This window comes from Paenibacillus sp. J22P169 (assembly GCF_059691995.1).
Window position 1 is genome coordinate 2,290,778 of sequence record NZ_JCAUAO010000001.1, and the last position, 16,014, is coordinate 2,306,791.

Genomic DNA, 16,014 nt, shown 5'->3' on the forward strand with positions numbered 1-16,014 from the left:
TTTTCATTCCTCCTATTTGTTGTATAAACACACCAAGTATTTCGAATGATACTTGGTAATTTAAGGGTGTATGGGTGGATTTTTTCCCAATTAAGTTGCCTTACTCTTATGTCTCTCTAGACATGAGCTACAGCACTTTCACTATTGCTTTTTAAACTAAACTGCCCTTTCGTTTAATAGCCACAATATAAAATAGACCAACTGCGGTAGCAGCTGGTTTGATGTCATTTCAGCTATGGATCACTATAGGACTGAATTTCTTTCGTTATATATGTTAATAAAATCACTTGCTTAAGTTGTTTGAGCTCGAAAACGGCGATGCCTACGGCTTCCCGAAGCACATAATACCTTAGATCAATCGGTCGAATTTGAACGGGTTCAACGCTAGTTTGGATACCAATGCTCTCCGCCATTAGGCGGGCCCTTAATGCGTGAAAGCCATGAGTGACCAATATGGCGCTCGCATACCCGTGGTCCTGCATGATGACCTTGCTATTGAGGAGATTCTCCATGGTGGAATAGGATTGTTCTTCCAGGAGTAGCGCGGCTTCAGGTATCCCTTTTTCCATTAAGTAGGCTTTCATGACTTGAGCCTCGGAAAGCTGATCTCCAGATCCCACTCCTCCTGAAAGGATCAAGTGATCTGCCAGCTTTTCTTGATACACTTGGAGTGCGATATCGAGCCTTTCCTTCATAGATGTGCTCGGCTTACCATCCCACACTGCGGCGCCGAGAACGATTGCGCAATCACTTGGATTGCCGTGGGAGGATTTCCAGGACTCCATTACCTGACTACTCATCCAGGTGAAATAGACTACGGTTAAAAACATCATAGTGACCGTTGCAATAGCCGTCCATATCCAAAACTTTTTCTTTTTTTTCATCTCTTAGTACCCCCTTTCCTTCCATGATAAAACGTATTTTAAAGGGTGTTATATCATTAGCAAAGAGGATACCGCAAAGGTATCCTCTTTCTTTTTTCTTACATATTTCTAATTATTTAGGTGATGGGCATATCATTTTAATATCTTCAAAATCTAACATTTGGGAGCTCTCGACTAAACTGCTTAAAGGGACGCTTTGCTCGTTTTCCGGTTGATCCAAAGGATAAATTCTGGCCGTATCATTCTTTTCGTCCACATGCTGGATGTAGATTGGCGTCCCATTATAAGTGACATCAACCATAGCTGGTGAAACTGCAATCTCTTGAGCGCGTTGAATGTTCATTTTTTGTCCTCCTTCACGTACTAGTTACATTATTTGTAAGTGTGAAAGGATGTATTCATGGATATGTTACTAACGTTTAAAACCCGAGGATAATCCCCTGCTCTACTGTTTCAGGTCGTCTGGCCTTCAGTCGGTGGCTAACGAGATTGGTAGCCGTTTTTTTGATTGAATGAATAATTTGATTGATCATTTGGAATCGTATAACAGGATGTTAATCTATCACAACAAAGGGAGAGAACTACTATGGCTAAGCCAGACAATCGCGAAGATAACCCAGCCCGTATTCAGAATGCCATCGATAATACAATGACCAATCTAAACGAAGCTGAGGAATACTTGGATGAACATGCGGATGAAATTTCTGCTGTAGACAAAGAGAGCATCGAATCCAAAAATGCTCGCCGCAAAGAGAGCATCAATGGATTTATCGCAGAGAAACAAGACGAATCCAACGCACAAGAATAACAGATTTCACCTCTTATTAAAAGCTATTAAAAGCACCCTTTAGTCGAGATATCGGATAACCATTCTGGTTCAACCGAAGTCTGCTATGGGGTGTTTTTCTATGCCCGACCATCCTTTTCTAGAAGATCCGGGAACACACCAAATACCAAAAGCCGATCCTTCGTTCGGATTCGGCTTTCAGTCGATTCAGCCTTTGTTGCAAGAGATTTGACTCAGTTGCTGAGCGATTTCCACATAATTCCCTTTAACGCAGCGGCTTGAATGCCTTGCGAAGCTCTTTAACGAACAGCTCCGGCTGCTCCCACGCAGCGAAGTGTCCGCCCTTGTCGACCTTGTTGTAATAGAAGAGGTTGGGATAAGCCTGCTCTGTCCAACTCTTCGGTGCTTCATAGAGCTCGTCAGGAAAGACGCTCACTGCAGCCGGAATGGTAACGCCCTTAACGCTGAAAAAGGGGTACTTGTTCTCCCAGTAGAGACGAGCCGAAGAAATCGCTGTGTTCGTCAACCAATAGAGCGTAATGTTGTCTAGGACATCGTCTCGCGAAAGGCCTCCGGGTTGTCCATTGAAGGCCTTGGAGATCAGGTCCAGGCTCTTCGCGTCATGGTCAAGTATAAATGCTGCCAAACCGACAGGCGAATCCGCAAGTCCGGTCAGCGTCTGCGGGCGCGTTCCCATCATCATGGCGTAAGCGCTTTGCCTGTACACGTATTCCAACTGCTCGCATGCGCGCTTCTCGTCGGCCGAGAGACCAGGAGGGCAACCATAGCCGGCTATGAGCGCCTTATCGAGACTGGTCGGAACTATGCCAGGCATGTTGGAGTGAATACCGATCAGTCCCTCTGGCTTCTGAACACCCATTAAATCGGTGACAATCGCCCCCCAGTCGCCGCCTTGCGCCACATATTTGGTGTATCCAAGGCGTTTCATCAGCTCTGCCCAAGCACGCGCGATGCGGTCAGGCCCCCAACCAGTCGTGATCGGCTTACCCGAGAACCCATAGCCGGGTATCGAAGGAATGACCACATCGAAAGCGTCTGATGCCTTCCCGCCATAGGCCGTGGGATTGGTAAGCGGATCGATAATCTTAAGCAGCTCGATGAATGAGCCGGGCCATCCGTGTGTAATGATGATCGGCAAAGCCCCCTCATGCTTCGAACGAACGTGAATGAAGTGAATGTCCTCTCCATCGATTTCGGTGACGAACATCGGAAGGGCATTCAACTTCGACTCGAGCTTGCGCCAGTCGTAATCCGTTGCCCAATAGTTCGCGAGTTTCTTCATCGTTTCCAGCTGCGTGCCTTGCGTTTGATTCGGAACGGTTTCCTTATCCGGCCATTTTGTCGCTAGGATCCGCCTGCGCAGTTCGTTAAGCTCATAGTCAGGAATATGCACTTGAAACGGACGAATGGCAGTCTTGTCCGTTTGTGTTTCGTTAGGGGCTGCTTGCAGCTTCCCCACAACCCCTTCGGCATTTACGCCGAAAGCCGTCAAACCTAGGGAAAGGGTCATAATCAATGTAAAACGAGACCAGAATCTGCTGTTCATATGTAAACGCTCCTTCATATAATTTCCTATTATTAAGTTCCATCCAAACTGCAATTCTTATCCCTATTTCAAAATTAAAAAAGACGCGATCATTTTCGCATGATCGCATCTTTTTACTATGATAACGTATCTACCCTATTTCAAGGTGTCTACATACATATTATCAGGATTTATGATCCATATTATAGATAATGTTGGTTATAAAGGAAGGAACTTAAATGCGGCACTTTCGAACGAAAATCAAAAAGATTATCCATAAGAATTCAGATATAGATTTTTCTAATCCACATCCTACGCTTGAGTTAGAAAGTACTATAAAAACTTCTAATGAAAAAACAATGAAAGAAGCTAATATTGAAAAGACACTTGCAGAATTCGGGGATAGTTTTGACCTTGTTCACCGTTCATTTCATCTAGATACGATTCACATTATATATTTAAATTCATTAGTAGATTCCAACACATTAGAGTGGGAATTACTTTCACCATTAAGAGAAATGTCATTCAATGATTTCGGAAAATCTGTTCAACAATCACTTTTTAAACGAGTAAATAATCAGGAGGAAATCATACAAGGAATATTAGACGGCAATGTGACTATGTTCACTGGGGTGGATACATTTTTAATAAATGTCTCTGGATTCGAGGAACGTGCCATTTCACAATCTGAAACAGAAACTGTAATCAGTGGGCCACATGACTCTTTTAATGAGGCATTAAAAACGAATGTATCGTTGATAAGAAGAAGAGTCAGAAGTTCTCGCTTAAAAATGATTACGTTATCTGTCGGGGAAATTTCAAGAACAAAAGTTCTAATCATCTATATTGAGGGTATTGCAAAAATGGATTTTGTGAATCATCTGAAAGAAAAGATTCAATCGATTAAAGTTGATTCCATAACTGACTCCAATGTTTTGGTTCAAATGTTAGATGATCATCAAAACTCGCCATTCCCTCAATTTTATACCACGGAAAGGCCAGATATTGCTGTGACAAAACTATATGCTGGAAAGATAATTGGACTTGTCGAAGATAGTCCAAACATTTTTTGTACGCCTTCCAGTTTCTCTGATTTTTTCGAGTCACCAGATGACTATAATCAGCGTTGGACTATAGGAACAGCGGTTAGGATTCTACGATACTTCGCTTTATTCATTACCTTAGTACTAACAGCTTTTTATGTCTCTATATGTACGTTTCATTACGAAATGATTCCACAATCCCTTCTACAAAGCCTTATGCAGTCTAGAAGTAGAGTGCCTTTTGCGCCTTTCGTTGAAGCTATGTTTTTAGAAATAGTAATTGAACTTTTAAGAGAAGCGGGTGCGAGACTGCCTACAAAAATTGGTCAAACAATTGGCGTAGTAGGCGGTATTGTGATCGGCCAAGCAGCTGTTGAAGCTGGGGTTACAAGTAATATCTTAATCATTGTTGTTTCTGTATCGGCCATAGCTTCATTCATAGTACCAAGTTATATTATGAGTTCTTCCGTTAGAATCATTAGGTTCCTATTTATTGTAATGGCAGGATTTTTGGGTAATATCGGCATTTTCTTCGCATTAGGAATAGTTATCATCCACTTAACCGGGTTAACAAATTTATCATCACCTTATGTTAAGCCTGTTTCTGCAACCTTCTTCAAAAATTTGATGGAGAGCATTGTGAGAGGGCCTTTTTATAAAATTAAAAAGGGGCAACCGGCGCATTCTTTGATGCAAAACGATGGTGAAAATGAGAGGAATTAATGGTGACAATATGAAAGAACGGCTCAATCCACTTCTACTGTCTATACTATTCTATAGCATCCAAAATGGGCTTGTCTTGTATACATTACCTCGAGTAACTGCCGAATATTTTGGAACAAATGGCTGGTTAAGTATTATTTTCATTTTCGTACTCGTTAATATCAATATTACGATGATTGTAATAAGTTATAAGTTAGGTAAAGGAAGATCAATTTTTGAAATCATTGAGGCAACAGTTCCCAAGTGGGTAATGGTACCCATCTATTTGTTTATCATTTGTGTTTGGATTGGAATGGCAAGCATGATTATGAGGGAATATATCTTCATCATGAAAATAATGTTTTATCCATCATTACCTGCCATATTTTTTGTCATATTCTTTACTCTTCTTAGTTTTCAATTATTAAGAGGTGGCATCTACCATATTGCTAAAGCACTTGTGGTTTTATTCTTCGTCGTTATTCCAATGATTGTTTTGCTTTTTTATCTTATTCCAGAATTTGAATTTGCACGTTTCACGCCTTTCATTTTTAAAGGAGATACAGATTTTTTCAAGGGGACTCTTCATGTTTATTCAGCTTTCTTAGGTATTGAGGTTTCCATTCTTTTTTTCCCTTTTGTTGAAAAAAAATGGACGAAAGCACTTTTTATTGGAAATATTCTCTCAACTACCATCTATTTACTTATCACCTGTATAAGCTTTGGCTTTTTTAGCTTCGATCAAATATTAAATGATCTATACCCCGTTATGACATTGTTTGAATATACAGAAGTCTCTTTCATTTCACGCGCCGAGAATCTTTGCTTTTGTGTTTATGCCTTCAAGGTATTATCAACAACTATCATATATTATTGGGGAGCTCAGCAAATTTTTGGGAATATGGTGAAAAGTGTAAAACCCAATGTTTGGATAATTATCATACTTGCAATCGGTTTTATACTTGCAATGATTCCAAGTTCAATGTTGGATGTTAAAAAATGGTTGAACTTGTTGAGTAATTATTCAATCGGAATTGCTTGGGCATTACCTTTATTCGTATTATGCAACCTGTCTATTCAAATTCTTAAAAAAAAGATGCCTAGGGAGACAGATCATGCAAAATAAAATTATTGTATTGATCGCAATATGCTGTTTATTATTAACAGGCTGTGTAGAAAGAAATATTATTGAAGAATTGGCAATACTTGAAGCTGGTGCTTACGATTTGTCGGAAAGTGATGTAAATCCAATTAGAACAACAGTCCTTTTTCCCACTGTTACTAAAGAAGGATTGGTTGATACAATGACTCTTACTGCTAATGGCAAATCCGTTCATGATACTTTCCTAAAAATTCAAAATTTAACCAATTTAAAGCTAGTTGGTGGACAGGGTACGATTCTCTTTGGTGAGGAACTGTTGAAAAAAGGTCTAATAAATGTTGTGAAGTCATTTACAAGAGATCCAGAAATCGGAACTCGCGTTAAATTTGCTATCGTGGAGGGAAATGCAGCGAATTTACTTAAAAAAAAGTTACCATCTGTCGAAGATAATGCTGAGTTTCTTTACACGTTCTTGGATAAGGCGGGCAAACAAAATAAAGCTTTCATTACAAATAAATATCGTTTTTTAAGAGATTATTATGACGATGGTATTGATCCAGTACTACCCGTTTTTTCATCTGAAGGCGAGAACATTGAATTAAAAGGATTGGGTATTTTTAAAGGAGATCAATATGTTACACGTCTAACCTTAAGTGAAACACAGATCTTTAATTTATTAATGGGTGACATCAAAAATGGCAACTTAATGATTAATATGAATACGGAAGAGTCAGGAGAAAATTATCAGCTTTTGTTACATAGTATTAATTCTAAAAATGATAAAAAAATGAACACAGGAAATATGTCGGTCGAAGTCATTTTAGATATAAAAGGAAGCGTCCTTGAATACACAGGCACCATGGATCTAACTCAAGAGAAGTATCAAAGAGAATTGGAAAAACAGGTTGAAAAATATATAATAACCAGTTCACAAAAACTGTTAACCAAATTACAAAAAGATCAAACAGATCCTATCGGAATGGGGAAGGTGGTACGCAATCATTTATCATATGAAAGATGGCACAATATGAACTGGAATATGATTTATTCAAACTTGAATATTAATGTAAAAGCAAAAGTAGATCTGATTCATATTGGAAAATCAAAATGATCTTCGGAATGGTTAAGTGCTCCGCAATGAATATCGACTTCCCACAATCGTCGCGGCCCTATCCTCGAACAAGGATAGGGCTGTCCAGCTCTTCGGAGCTAGCTGTTCAAAGTATTTGCTCCTCCGCTTTAGATTTTACAACTCTGTACTTGAGAACAAGCGGGATCAGTGTCATAAGAACGAAAACAATCGTAGCAATGACTAGGTATGATTTCTTTTCTTGCAGAAAACTCGAACCCAGAAAACTATAAGCAAACGTTCCTGGAATGATTCCAAGAAGGGTACCGAATAAAAATGCATAAAAATTCACCTTAGCCACACCTGCTCCGTAACTGATTAGATCAAACGAGAAAATGGGAATCAAACGCAAAATTAAAATATAGATAAATCCCTTTTGCTGCAGTTGCTTTTCAATTTTGCCCCACCTCTCCTTCGACCTAGTGGAAACCAATTTATTACCCAAAAATCGCGCTAACCAAAAAGACAACACCGCACCTATTGTTGCACCAATGATCGTATACAAGGTTCCCCACACCGGACCGAAAGCCAATCCTCCTGTCAATGAAAGCACGGACGCGGGAAACAAAATCAAAGGACGCATCGCGTAAATGAATATGAACAGAAATGGCGCAGCCTCTCCGAATGTTAGTATCCACTTCCTTATGCTTTCAGGACTAAGATGCAAAACTGTATGATTGAACCATAATAAACCACTGACTACTATGAAGAGTGATAATGGTTTGAATAACTTTGGTAGTGCTTTCATTCTTATCTCCTTTCTGATGAGCATATAATAGAGCAGATATAGCTTATTTACTGCTGAATTGCGCAACATAAGCTCCATATCCTCTTTTTTCAAGATCAGCTTTCGGAATGAATTCCATCGCTGCAGAGTTCACGCAGAATCGTAAACCCGTTGGTTCAGGTCCGTCTTTGAACATGTCGCCTAGGAAGGAATCCGCGTAACGACTTCTCACATGGGTTGATGATGAAAAGAAACTAGTTTTTTGATTTATAACAATATTATTTGGCTCCAAAGGTTTCGTGAAACTAGGCCAGCCCGTACCAGCATCATATTTGTCCATTGAACTAAACAATGGCTCACCAGAAACAATGTCGACGTAAATGCCTTCTTCGTTGTTATCCCAATATTCGTTACTATATGGCGACTCATCCATATCATTCTGAGTTACGTTGTATTGGCGCTTTGTCAGCTTTTTAAGCTTTTCTTCCTTATTAAAATCTCTATCAAAACCTGTTTTTGCTGTAATTTTCACTTCTTGATCCTCGCCCCAAATTTTATTCAAAAATTTATCACGACCCGATACGTGCTCACTTATTTTGTAGCTGATTGGGCTTTTTTTGTAATAATCTTGATGCTCCACTTCGGCTTTATAAAACATTGATGCTGCTGAAATTTTTGTTGCAATCGGTTGATCGAACCTTTTTGATACTACTAATGCATCTCTGGATGCTTCAGCCAATTCCTTCTGTTCAATGCTGGTATAAAATATGGCAGATAGAACATCATTCCCACGATCAGCAAATTGACCATCTGCATCGGTAGGATCAATGTTTCTCCAGAAAACTTGAAGGAGGTCATCATACGTAATCAGATTTGGGTTATAACGTACTTCCACCACTTCGAGATGTCCTGTAGTTTTTGAACCCACTTCTTTATAGGTCGGATTTTCCTTATGTCCTCCTGTATAACCACTCTCTACACGCAGTACACCATCCAGCTTTTCGAAAACCTCTTCCATATGCCAGAAACAACCACCAGCAAAAATAGCAGTTTCGTAAGGTATACCCGAATTTTCATTAACCGTAGTTAAAACCGCTTGCTCCTTCACTATTTCTTTTTTGTGAAACGAACTGTACAAGAGATAAACTGTAATAACTAAAAAAGCAATCGATAAAGCATATAAATCACCATTTTTAAAAATCATTTTCCCTTATACCTCCTTATTATCTATTGCGAATTGAGAATCCCATTCTCTAACACTTAATAATCAAATAACACGAGCTACTTATCCCGAAGAGGAGTTGATATGCCCACGCGTTTTGTAACCTCTTAATCGCCATTAAATAGTTACGAAACATAATTTATCACGAACTTACACTATTTGCAAGTAACCACTAAAATATTTTTCAAACGTTACATTTACAACTTAGGCATTATGTTTTGGCACCCTAGATTGCGATGCGAATGAGAGGAGTATATTTTTCAAAATAAAAATGCAGCTCCAACTTTTAGAGGAGCTGCATTAACACATAGATATTTTTATATTAAAATGACCGATGCTGCCATGATTTGCGGAAAGATTTCCGAGCAATTGTGTTTAAGTGAACTAGGTCATTGAGTTTTGTACGTATTTTCCACAATAAAAATACTCGCTGCAGACCACTAAATGCTCAGTCAAACTAACTGAATCATTTTCACTACTGATCTGATCTAATTTTTTGACCAATGAAGTTACTTCATCAAACATAAGGGCGCGGCCTAAAAATGTAATCGAAAACTCCACCAAATAATAACCGTTGCCATCTTCTTTAGTCGTATTCAAAATCAAGGTTGCATCGGGTATTGAGTCTTCTTCTTCTGCACCTTCATACGTATATATATGAATTGCCCACGATTTCGAGCATTCGCCACAATAACAATCGTCATGCTTGTACTTGACCAGTTCAAACCAGCCTTTTTTCATACCTTCTCTTCCTTTTACCTCTAATTCCATACTTTCACCTCCCTGTTTGTCCGTTGGCTATGCGTAGTCTGATGCTTTTTCAAGAAAAAAATAAACCGCTTATAAAAACGGTTTTTTTCATTCTATGTTGGGTTTCGGTAGGTCTCGTCAAGGCAATGTAGTACTAACTTTTATTATACCAAGGATAAAATGTTCGTATATCTGTGAAAAGTCATGAATTACAAATAAAAAAAAGACGTACGCTCGATAATAAGGCATGATTTATTTCATTCTTCCATGACTAAAGTCATGCCGCTTACTTATAAAAGATAACGAACGGAAAATATGGCTGCTTGTGTCCTGTCGCGTAGACCCAGCTTCGCTATCAGATTGGAAACGTGATTTTTCACGGTACCTTCAGTAAGATACAGGAAACCAGCAATTTCTTTATTATTGAGCCCTTTCCCCAATAATGCGAGCACATCTTTCTCACGTTCTGTCATTAGTCTCAGCTCGTCCGGCTCATCTTTACTTAATGGGTGTGCCTGATCCGGAATCCTATCTGACATTTTTTTGTATTCTTTGAGAAGCATCTTCGTGATATCGTGTTGAAGCACAGTCCCTCCACAGTACACCGATTGAATCCCACTAATAATCGCCTCCGACGACATATCCTTCAGTAAGTATCCGTGAACACCCTTTTCCAATACTTTCATAATGAGTTCCGCGTCATCGAAAGTAGTCAGAATCAGTATTTTTGTCTCTGGGAAGTTGTTGAGGATCAATTCTGTTCCATCCACACCATCCATTCCAGGCATTCGAATATCCATCAACACGACGTCTGGTTGCCATTCGCTTACTTTGTCAAAGGCATCTCTCCCATCCTCGGCCGTTCCAACCACTTCCATACCCGGCTCCAAACCGATAATGGTAGCAAGTCCCTCTCTCATCAAACGCTGATCGTCGACAATCAGGATTTTCAATTTGGTCGCTCCATTTCCGTTTTAGAGTAAGGGAACTTAACTTCAACCGTAAAGCCTGCCTTTCGATCCAACCTATAATTCACTTCTCCGTTCCACTCCTTCACCCTTTCTTGCAAATTCCTCAAACCAAACCCCGGCTTTATCTCAGTAGGTAGCTCTCCATCATTACTAATGCTCAGAGAGAATCCGGTTTCGGCATAAGTCAACAAAATGACAATATGGGTAGCATGACCATGTTTCTGAGCATTGGTAAGGGATTCCTGTACAACCCGATAAGCCGTTAATTGAAGAGTGGCTTGAAGCGCAATGGGTGTACCTTCGACATTAATAATAGTATGAACCTTTGCATATTTAGTAAAATCTTTTGCTAAGCTGTTAAGGTTATCATCTAAAGTAGTAGAAGATATAGACTCGTCTCGTATGGCACTTACGGAAAAACGCACCTCTTGCAAAGTAGACCTAGCTAGGTTCTCACATTCCAAGATGGCTTGCTCGCTGCGTAAAGAATCCAGTTTAGCTAGTTTGCGAGCTACTTGTACTTGAACCAACAATGCCGTCAGTTTATGACCAACTGTATCATGAATATCCCGTGCAATTCTCACTCTTTCCCTCGTGGCTGCCCACTCCTCCGTCTGTTGTGCATACACCTTCAGCCGGTCATGTGATTTCATCAATTGTTCATACAGTTGCATGGTTTCCATACGTGCCCTTTGATGGAAATTAATCAAAACGCTCACAATACATGCGAATACTATGAATGAGGAGGAAATGAAATAGCTTGTTTCATCAAATTGTTGATGTATATACCAATCAATGCTGCCCATCGTAACCAAATAGAGTGCTAGTAAAAATATAGCAGTAATAATAAGCACACGCGTATTCTTCACGAACATGAAAATGGCTAAAGCCGTAATTCCATTAAACAAATGATTTGGAAATTTGCCGTCGAAATAAACATAGCCATAAGAAGCAGATACTAAGAAATCGATGACCAAGAGGTGCAATAACCAATGCCTTTTTATGTTGGAATAAAATAGATTAAAGCAAAGAAAAACCATCAAGGAAAATACAACAAAAAAGAGTCTCCAAAAGATCGCAATTGAGTTTTCAAAATAAAACAACCCTGTCAAGACTAAATCATAAACGAGCTTCAGCCCGAAAAGCCATCTTAATGAAAAAGGATTCTTCCATACGATATTCCTTACTTTCAGCATTATCGATAACTCCCTTTTTTGCTAAACCATTCATTCCACTACGGACATATCATTTCAAATAATTTACTGTGATTTTTCCTTATCCTGTATAGTTTTAACCATAATGCGAAGTCCTATTAACACTTTAATAAAATAATAGGACTGCAACCTACGGAATCTCATCTAGCTGTTGCATGATTTGCAAGGATTGTTTATCGCCAACTTTAACAGGAATGTTTACTTAAATGAAAATAGGGAACAGATGTCACTCTAATCTGCTCCCTAGTTAATTCCGATATCGTTTTACCAAAAAGGAGCTGCCTCACTGAACTGAACCCCAAACGTTAGACACAGTCTACATTTGGAGGTGCAGTTCAGCCGCTTAGCTCCTTTTTCATTACTTCCGGTCGTTTTGAACTGTCTTGCCTTCATAAAATAAGCGTTCCGCGGCTACTTCTTTCTCTTTGGCCGACAAGGAGACTGCGGGTAATTTATAGATGGCAGTTTTACTTCCTGTAGAGGAAACATATCGTTCCAAATGACTCCTCCCAAGCGGTCGATCATAATAACCTGGCACATATTTATCCAGCATGACCTGCATGGCTTCCGTCGCCTCGTTTAAATCTGTTACGCGAACTAATGATCCTTCGATGATGACACTCATATAGGCGGTATCTGTTCCTGCAGGGATCGGACTCGTAATAGTCCCGTAATTCTCACTGACTGTGAAGCAAGCTAGAGGGTTATGGTCAATGTAAGTGATTTTTCTTCCTTCTTCTGCCCCATGAAAATAGACAGCTTCGTTTAACCAAACGAAATTGAGTGGAATGACATAGGGGACGTTTTCTGAAGATAAGCCGAGAAAACCAGTTCGGGCATTTTCAAGAAAGCACTGGATTTTTCCAGTATCTGTACATTTGCGTTTGACATTGGGGAACATCATTTTCAACACCTTTTTACATATTTTAGAATTAACAAAGATAAAACTGGAAAAGGCAAAACGGTAACCATCTAGTTAAATTAAATAGGTTACGATCACAACTGTATCATGAAGCAATCCGATCGTCAAGTCACTAGCTAAAGAATGATTTGAGTGTTACAATAAAGACAATTCATTCCACATGAAAACAAGGGAGCTGCGACGCAATGTTATGGGACGATTTTCTGAAAAGCGATTATCACGATTGGAGAGGCAGCGGTCATTCCGAAGATCTTCTGGACAAAGCGGGATGGTTGGAACAATGTCTGGAATTATACAACATTCCCTATCCGGGCGTTCCGTCCGCGAAAGAATTGAATGAGCTGAAACAGCTGCGCAAGGACATACTTCAAATTGTCCAAAAGCTTACGGTACAAGCTTCCGCAGATCCTGCAAATCTCAAGGGGCTGAACCGGGCGCTTTCAGGCGGACCTATGATTCTGCACATAGCAGAATCAGATTCGGATTTTAGAATGGAATCCACTCCTTTACAAGAAGGCTGGTCCCGCATCAGAGCGGAAATAGCCGCTTCCTTTGGCCGCTTACTCACGGATAGCGATCCCTCCCGCTTGCGTATCTGCGGCAATCCGGATTGCAAAGTGGTTTACTACGACGAAACCCGAAACCGTTCCAAACGTTTCTGCGATGATAAAGTATGCGGCAATCTTATGAAGGTCCGGCGGTTCCGCGCACGCCAAAAGGCCGCTAGAATCGGCGGCTCCTCGTTACAAGGTTCGTCCGAAACTTGATTCGCCCAGAACAACCATTTAGGCTTTGTCCGAATTTATAATACAAAATAGTTAACACTCCTTTCTAAGAACATTACCGTAAGTAAAAAAAAGGAGTTGACGTATCTTAATAGATGCGTCAACTCCTTTTTACTCCACCCTTGTTTTATGAGCGGGTGACATTAAAGTTTTTAAGTGCAAGATGCCAGCAACCATAAGGGGCATACGGGTTTGATATTCCATAATTAATTAGAAAACGGAGACCGCAAACCCGCGGCGCTCCGTTTTTTTTGTTTCAGAATTCGATAGAATATCACAATTATTTGATTAGTGTTTATTTTTCTGCACCACAAATCGAAGTGGACAAGAGTAGGAAGCATTTTGTCCACAACCTCTTGAGGTTGTGAACAAAAAGCAAGGTAAACCCATTCATTATCATCCAATTTTTGGAAAATAAACAAACCACCTCAAAGGGTGGCTATCTAATCATGCTAACTCACTGTTTTTTTAAATTTGCATGCTGCTTCACAAAATTAATACCCATTCGTACTTCATCCAGTTGTTTGACAGATTCATCATACTGGCTCGTTAATACACACATAAACAAAATATCAATGAGGTGGAGCTGTGCCAACCGTGAGGACATTGCGGCGCTGCGGAACACTTCTTCCTGTTTGGCGGATACGTACAAATGAATATCTGCAATCTCACTGATCGGAGATAACCCATAGCTTGTCAAGCTGATCGTCGTTGCGCCTTTCTCTTTGGCCAGCTCTAACATTTTCCCGACTTCGTAGGTTTCCCCTGAAAAAGATATGCCGACAACCACATCATCCTTTGTTGACTTAGAAACCAGCATAGCCGAAATATGGAAGTCCGTATGGAAAGTCGTCGCTCTGTTAATACGGACGAACTTCAGCTGCGCGTCCTGAGCGATCACAGCAGAAGCCCCGACGCCGAAGAAATGGATGCTTTTCGCTTGCTGCAAAGCCGACACTGCATTAGTAAGCTCCTCATAATTCATAATTTCAGCAGTCTCCTGCAAGGCGCGAATACTGTTGCTCGTGACCTTTTGAACAATAGATTCCTCGGGCTCATTCGGTTCAATATCTGACATTCGGATGTCGCCTGAATTTCGAATATCGCCAGCTACTCTTAGCTTTAATTCTTGGAACCCGCTAAGCCCAACGGATTTACATAATCGAATGACCGCTGATGCGCTCGTAGAGCTCAATTCGCCTAACTCATTCGCTGTACATCTGATAGCCTCGTGGGGGTTTTCAATAATAAATTGAGCAATTTTACGCTCAGACGGCGGTAATTGTTCTGCTATTTCTTGGAGCATAATTAAGCCCCCTGAGAGCGACTTAGCAAGATGGTTGTCCGACATGCTTCCCACTCCATTCATTCCGATGGTTTAACCTTTAACCGCTCCTTCAATCATACCACGAACGATGTGTCTTTGGAAAAAAGCATATAGAACCATAACAGGTATCATTGAAATGGATAGCCCTGCAAATAGGGTACCCCAAGAGTTCTGATACTGTGCTTTTTTATTTAAAAAGTCCATCGCTACGCCAATTGTGTAATGATCCTGTGTCTGCAAAAAAATCAAAGCCATAAAGTATTCGTTCCAAAATTGGATCGCATTCATAATCGACACCGTTATAATGCCAGTCATCGCCAGTGGCGTAACGATGCGGAACAGGACGCCATATGGTGATAACCCGTCCATCGTCGCTGATTCTTCGAGTTCTTTCGGAATGCTGCCGATAAAGCTGGCCAGAATAAAGATGCTGAATGGCACTTTGGTAACCGCATAGACGACGGCTAGACCGATTAAGTTATTCAACATGTGAAATTTCATCAGCATGAAGAAGAGCGGAATCCAGCCTAAGACCATGGGAATCATCATCGCTGATAAATAGACGTTATGGAGCAGTTTGCTTCCGCGAAATTGAACTCGTTCAATCGCATAGGCGGTCGGAACAGCCAGCGCCAAATTGAGCAGCGTTCCAAGCCCAGTCACAACCACGGAGTTGAAAAAGCTTCTACCAATATGAAATTCTGTCCACGCTTTCGTAAAGTTCCCAAAATTTAATATGTCGGGAATGCCCCAAGGCGATGCGAAAATTTCCGCATTAGACTTCAAAGCGCTGATCAGCATCCATATGATGGGGAAAATAACGGCAATAGACCAAAGGATCAAGGGAACACGGATGGCTGAACCAGCAGCAAGTTGTCTTAGAGATGATCTCATCTGAATTCT

The 16,014-nt window shown here is 40.3% G+C and carries 15 protein-coding genes and 1 pseudogene; 5 read left to right on the forward strand and 11 right to left on the reverse strand.

The annotated features are described in order from the left end of the window. Positions 1 to 233 precede the first annotated feature (233 nt). Entirely contained in the window at positions 234 to 884 is a 651-nt protein-coding gene (locus tag AC58QG_RS10675) for a YdcF family protein (protein ID WP_497362027.1), read from the reverse strand. 169 nt (positions 885 to 1,053) lie between these two features. Then, positions 1,054 to 1,227: pseudogene (locus tag AC58QG_RS10680) on the reverse strand (small acid-soluble spore protein H); the annotation flags it as partial. Between the two features lie 243 nt (positions 1,228 to 1,470). Here AC58QG_RS10680 and tlp point away from each other — a divergent pair. Next, positions 1,471 to 1,692 (forward strand): small acid-soluble spore protein Tlp, encoded by a 222-nt coding sequence (gene tlp / locus AC58QG_RS10685; protein WP_497362028.1) that lies wholly within the window; start codon positions 1,471 to 1,473, stop codon positions 1,690 to 1,692. Positions 1,693 to 1,936: 244 nt separating this feature from the next. Here the strand turns inward: tlp and AC58QG_RS10690 are convergent, their stop codons facing one another. Beyond that, positions 1,937 to 3,238 carry an epoxide hydrolase family protein gene (locus AC58QG_RS10690; protein WP_497362029.1) on the reverse strand — a complete coding sequence of 434 codons (1,302 nt, stop codon included), beginning with the start codon at positions 3,236 to 3,238 and terminating at the stop codon, positions 1,937 to 1,939. A gap of 218 nt (positions 3,239 to 3,456) precedes the next feature. Between AC58QG_RS10690 and AC58QG_RS10695 the strand changes: the two genes are divergently transcribed. From AC58QG_RS10695 to AC58QG_RS10705, 3 genes are read left to right on the forward strand one after another with little or no spacing between them, the layout of a single operon-like run. Continuing rightward, positions 3,457 to 4,983, forward strand: a complete 1,527-nt coding sequence (locus tag AC58QG_RS10695; RefSeq protein WP_497362030.1) for a spore germination protein — start codon at positions 3,457 to 3,459, stop codon at positions 4,981 to 4,983. Continuing rightward, positions 4,961 to 6,088 (forward strand): GerAB/ArcD/ProY family transporter, encoded by a 1,128-nt coding sequence (locus tag AC58QG_RS10700; RefSeq protein WP_497362031.1) that lies wholly within the window; start codon positions 4,961 to 4,963, stop codon positions 6,086 to 6,088. The genes AC58QG_RS10695 and AC58QG_RS10700 overlap by 23 nt, the downstream gene beginning before the upstream one ends. After that, complete coding sequence (locus AC58QG_RS10705) at positions 6,078 to 7,175, forward strand: Ger(x)C family spore germination protein (protein WP_497362032.1); 1,098 nt, start codon at positions 6,078 to 6,080, stop codon at positions 7,173 to 7,175. The genes AC58QG_RS10700 and AC58QG_RS10705 overlap by 11 nt, the downstream gene beginning before the upstream one ends. 106 nt (positions 7,176 to 7,281) lie before the next feature. On the opposite strand, the gene AC58QG_RS10710 is transcribed toward AC58QG_RS10705, so the two are convergent. The 6 genes from AC58QG_RS10710 to AC58QG_RS10735 form a co-directional block, all read right to left on the reverse strand. After that, positions 7,282 to 7,776 carry a TVP38/TMEM64 family protein gene (locus AC58QG_RS10710; protein ID WP_497362033.1) on the reverse strand — a complete coding sequence of 165 codons (495 nt, stop codon included), beginning with the start codon at positions 7,774 to 7,776 and terminating at the stop codon, positions 7,282 to 7,284. A 208-nt stretch (positions 7,777 to 7,984) separates the two neighbouring features. Beyond that, positions 7,985 to 9,124, reverse strand: coding sequence for a peptide-methionine (S)-S-oxide reductase MsrA (msrA, locus tag AC58QG_RS10715; protein WP_497362034.1), 1,140 nt, complete (start codon positions 9,122 to 9,124; stop codon positions 7,985 to 7,987). Between the two features lie 402 nt (positions 9,125 to 9,526). Then, entirely contained in the window at positions 9,527 to 9,913 is a 387-nt protein-coding gene (locus AC58QG_RS10720) for a hypothetical protein (protein WP_497362035.1), read from the reverse strand. Between the two features lie 269 nt (positions 9,914 to 10,182). Beyond that, a complete protein-coding gene (locus tag AC58QG_RS10725) occupies positions 10,183 to 10,845 on the reverse strand; it encodes a response regulator (RefSeq protein WP_497362036.1) in 663 nt (220 codons plus the stop codon). Next, on the reverse strand, positions 10,842 to 12,059 hold the full coding sequence (locus AC58QG_RS10730) for a sensor histidine kinase (RefSeq protein ID WP_497362037.1): 1,218 nt from the start codon (positions 12,057 to 12,059) through the stop codon (positions 10,842 to 10,844). The genes AC58QG_RS10725 and AC58QG_RS10730 overlap by 4 nt, the downstream gene beginning before the upstream one ends. A 376-nt stretch (positions 12,060 to 12,435) precedes the next feature. Beyond that, positions 12,436 to 12,981, reverse strand: a complete 546-nt coding sequence (locus AC58QG_RS10735; RefSeq protein ID WP_497362038.1) for a pyridoxamine 5'-phosphate oxidase family protein — start codon at positions 12,979 to 12,981, stop codon at positions 12,436 to 12,438. Between the two features lie 203 nt (positions 12,982 to 13,184). Here AC58QG_RS10735 and AC58QG_RS10740 point away from each other — a divergent pair, with 203 nt between their 5' ends. Beyond that, positions 13,185 to 13,766 carry a CGNR zinc finger domain-containing protein gene (locus AC58QG_RS10740; protein ID WP_497362039.1) on the forward strand — a complete coding sequence of 194 codons (582 nt, stop codon included), beginning with the start codon at positions 13,185 to 13,187 and terminating at the stop codon, positions 13,764 to 13,766. Positions 13,767 to 14,241: 475 nt separating this feature from the next. Here AC58QG_RS10740 and AC58QG_RS10745 read toward each other — a convergent pair whose 3' ends face one another. Further along, a complete protein-coding gene (locus AC58QG_RS10745; RefSeq protein ID WP_497362040.1) occupies positions 14,242 to 15,135 on the reverse strand; it encodes a MurR/RpiR family transcriptional regulator in 894 nt (297 codons plus the stop codon). Positions 15,136 to 15,162: 27 nt separating this feature from the next. Continuing rightward, entirely contained in the window at positions 15,163 to 16,005 is an 843-nt protein-coding gene (locus AC58QG_RS10750) for a carbohydrate ABC transporter permease (RefSeq protein ID WP_497362041.1), read from the reverse strand. Between the last annotated feature and the right edge of the window lie 9 nt (positions 16,006 to 16,014).

What these genes read in the sequence shown, in the direction of transcription:
- AC58QG_RS10720 (WP_497362035.1), bottom strand. Translation starts at nt 9,913, where the DNA reads ATGGAATTAGAGGTAAAAGGAAGAGAAGGTATGAAAAAAGGCTGGTTT.
- AC58QG_RS10730 (WP_497362037.1), bottom strand. Translation starts at nt 12,059, where the DNA reads ATGCTGAAAGTAAGGAATATCGTATGGAAGAATCCTTTTTCATTAAGA.
- AC58QG_RS10745 (WP_497362040.1), bottom strand. Translation starts at nt 15,135, where the DNA reads ATGTCGGACAACCATCTTGCTAAGTCGCTCTCAGGGGGCTTAATTATG.
- AC58QG_RS10710 (WP_497362033.1), bottom strand. Translation starts at nt 7,776, where the DNA reads ATGCGTCCTTTGATTTTGTTTCCCGCGTCCGTGCTTTCATTGACAGGA.
- AC58QG_RS10700 (WP_497362031.1), top strand. Translation starts at nt 4,961, where the DNA reads ATGGTGAAAATGAGAGGAATTAATGGTGACAATATGAAAGAACGGCTC.
- AC58QG_RS10705 (WP_497362032.1), top strand. Translation starts at nt 6,078, where the DNA reads ATGCAAAATAAAATTATTGTATTGATCGCAATATGCTGTTTATTATTA.
- AC58QG_RS10695 (WP_497362030.1), top strand. Translation starts at nt 3,457, where the DNA reads ATGCGGCACTTTCGAACGAAAATCAAAAAGATTATCCATAAGAATTCA.
- msrA (WP_497362034.1), bottom strand. Translation starts at nt 9,124, where the DNA reads ATGATTTTTAAAAATGGTGATTTATATGCTTTATCGATTGCTTTTTTA.
- AC58QG_RS10690 (WP_497362029.1), bottom strand. Translation starts at nt 3,238, where the DNA reads ATGAACAGCAGATTCTGGTCTCGTTTTACATTGATTATGACCCTTTCC.
- AC58QG_RS10750 (WP_497362041.1), bottom strand. Translation starts at nt 16,005, where the DNA reads ATGAGATCATCTCTAAGACAACTTGCTGCTGGTTCAGCCATCCGTGTT.
- AC58QG_RS10735 (WP_497362038.1), bottom strand. Translation starts at nt 12,981, where the DNA reads ATGATGTTCCCCAATGTCAAACGCAAATGTACAGATACTGGAAAAATC.
- AC58QG_RS10675 (WP_497362027.1), bottom strand. Translation starts at nt 884, where the DNA reads ATGAAAAAAAAGAAAAAGTTTTGGATATGGACGGCTATTGCAACGGTC.
- tlp (WP_497362028.1), top strand. Translation starts at nt 1,471, where the DNA reads ATGGCTAAGCCAGACAATCGCGAAGATAACCCAGCCCGTATTCAGAAT.
- AC58QG_RS10740 (WP_497362039.1), top strand. Translation starts at nt 13,185, where the DNA reads ATGTTATGGGACGATTTTCTGAAAAGCGATTATCACGATTGGAGAGGC.